The sequence below is a fragment of the Oleiphilus sp. HI0123 genome (assembly GCF_001635315.1).
On record NZ_LWGE01001329.1, the window covers coordinates 1 to 2,579 of the forward strand.

The window sequence follows — 2,579 nt, forward strand, 5'->3', positions numbered from 1 at the left end:
CTATTTTTTGAAGAAAGAGAAACTCTGCGAAGTCACGAGTTTGCTGAAACCCTTGGTGCCCACTGATCATACTTAGATAATTTTCAGCCTGACTTGGCTGGTAATATAGCGCTAAACAAAGGCTAGTATCCGGGTCAGGAATCACCCTAGCGCCGACCAGCTCCCGCCCATCACTAGCTGCATCTTGCTTGAATTTCCCTCGACGCTTAAACATCAGTGAATTTAGCTTTTGCGTCAGCGCATTTTTCAGAACAAAGGACTTCACCCTCTCTATCTGAGCTTCTGCCTGCTCTTTTAGCAAACCCTTATGCTCGGCAGATCTAAGATCAAGGCCCTCTGAATAAATTTTAAGCATGAATTCCGATAAGGGATAAGCAGAAAGCACTCGCTTTTCGAACATATCTTTCCCTTCCCCCCTCACTAGAGTATCAGGGTCCTCACCTTCCGGTAATAGCAAAAAATCCAGCTGCATCCCATCTTCAAATATAGGCAAGGCGTTTTCCATTGCCTTTCTTGCAGCCTGTAATCCGGCTCGATCGCCATCAAAACAGAAAATAATGTGCTTACACCGTCGTAAGAGGTGAGAGAGGTTTTCGCTATTTGTCGCCGTCCCTAAGGTGGCTACCGCATAGTTAATACCGTACTGCGCTAGCGCCACAACGTCCATATAGCCTTCCACTACCAACAACTTATCAAGATGTCGGGTTGCCTGGTTCGCTTCATACAGACCGTAAAGCTCATTACTTTTGTGGAAAACTTCCGATTCAGGTGAGTTGATGTATTTAGCTTTGTCGTCCCCTAAGGTTCGCCCCCCAAAAGCCACAGTCTTACCGCGGCTATTTCGAATAGGGAACATTAAGCGATCTTGAAATAGATCAAAGGGGTTGTCGTACTTATCGAGAACGGTTTTGGTCTGAATGAGTGACTTTAAGGTTTCTGGGGCGGCTTTAGCACTCAGAAAATCCCGCTCGGCCGGTGCAAAGCCGATAGCGAAGCGCTCAATCACTTCGTCCGACAAGCCACGCCTTTTCAGGTAGTCCTGAGCACGCGATTTATTGGCATGAGACTTTAGCGCATCCCTGTATTTCAGATTTGCGTACTCTAAAGCTTCCCACAACTTTGCTTGAAGGCTGTATACCTTTTGGACTTTTTCGTCTCTCGGCACCTCGATGCCAGCGATCTTCGCCAGCTCTTCAACCGCTTCATTAAAATCCAGGTTATCGTGTTCGCGCAGGAAGTTAATACTGTTACCACTCGCGCCACAACCAAAGCAGTGGTAGAAGTTCTTTTGAGCGTTAACGTGAAAAGAGGGTGTTTTTTCTTGATGGAAAGGACAACAGGCCTTCAGTGCAGTACCCGCTTTTTTAAGCTGTACGCGCGAACCCACAACTTCGGCGATAGGCACTCGCGCGACGAGGTCTTCTATAAAATCTTGTGGGATTAATCCTGCCATCTGCTACGACACACTACTCAATGAAGATGCATAATATAGCATAAGCCATGAAACAAAGACTAAATGACTACCTTGTAGTAGACCCGCTCTGTTCAAGAGATAATTGGAATTGAAGTCTAGCTAGCTAAGCGCTGCTTAACGATCTGGCTTACCTTACCGACGTCAGCTCGACCTTGAAGCTGAGGCTTAAGCACCGCCATCACCTTGCCCATATCCCGAACTGATTCTGCTCCAGAGCTCGCCACTGCCTCGGCGACCAAAGCATCAATTTCCTCGGCAGTCAGTGCCGCGGGTAGAAACGTCTCAATCACAGCGATTTCGCCAGCTTCTACATCCGCAAGATCTTGGCGGCTTGCTGCTTCGTACTGACTAATTGAATCTCGACGCTGTTTAAGCATTTTATCTAGCACAGCAAGCACACGAGCATCATCTAACTCTATACGCTCATCAACTTCGATACGCTTAAACTCAGCCAGAATTAAACGGATAGTCGCTAGACGCTCTTTTGCGCGAGCTTTCATTGCCTCTTTCATTGCAGAGGTAATACTTGCCTTTAAAGTACTTGCACCGGCTTCGCTCACACTAAACTCCATCTAATTACATTGCTGTAGAACCCTACCTGCATAACGACCGTACCAAGACACTCGCATATCGCGATCAACCTGATAGAGCAAGGGTAAAGTTTTATCTGCTTAAAACGCAAAAAACAACAATAGGCTAGAATATCATTATCCTAGACCTTGTCGTTTTATCGCTCACATTCTCTTTATCTAAAATATAGACAAAGAGTGGTGACAAATCTTAGTACAGTCTTTCGAAACGTTTTGTTTCGCGCTGAACCTTCTTCGCGTGACGCTTAACAGCTGCAGCTGCTTTACGCTTACGTACAGAAGTAGGCTTCTCGTAGAATTCACGACGACGAACTTCAGACAAAACACCTGCTTTTTCACAAGTACGCTTAAAACGACGAAGAGCGATATCAAATGGCTCGTTTTCTTTCAATTTTACAGAAGGCATTAAAATTACCTGTTCCAATAAAGTTATATTGATAAATTCTTACTGAGCTATGGCTGCAGTGCACATTTCAGCAAGCTTGGCTTACTGGCACAGCGATCAAAATATAGAC

At 45.6% G+C, this 2,579-nt stretch carries 3 protein-coding genes; all 3 read right to left on the reverse strand.

The window, feature by feature from the left end; all coding sequences use genetic code 11:
• The coding region (gene dnaG / locus A3761_RS16440) for a DNA primase (RefSeq protein ID WP_068750526.1) at window positions 1-1,453 on the reverse strand (1,453 nt) is incomplete at its 3' end.
• A gap of 116 nt (window positions 1,454-1,569) precedes the next feature.
• The gene (locus tag A3761_RS16445; RefSeq protein WP_255374951.1) at window positions 1,570-2,034 is read right to left on the reverse strand and encodes a GatB/YqeY domain-containing protein; all 465 of its coding nucleotides are present in this window, start codon (window positions 2,032-2,034) and stop codon (window positions 1,570-1,572) included.
• A gap of 220 nt (window positions 2,035-2,254) precedes the next feature.
• A complete protein-coding gene (rpsU, locus tag A3761_RS16450; protein WP_068507050.1) occupies window positions 2,255-2,470 on the reverse strand; it encodes a 30S ribosomal protein S21 in 216 nt (71 codons plus the stop codon).
• Window positions 2,471-2,579: the final 109 nt, after the last annotated feature.

What these genes read in the sequence shown, in the direction of transcription:
- rpsU (WP_068507050.1), bottom strand. Translation starts at nt 2,470, where the DNA reads ATGCCTTCTGTAAAATTGAAAGAAAACGAGCCATTTGATATCGCTCTT.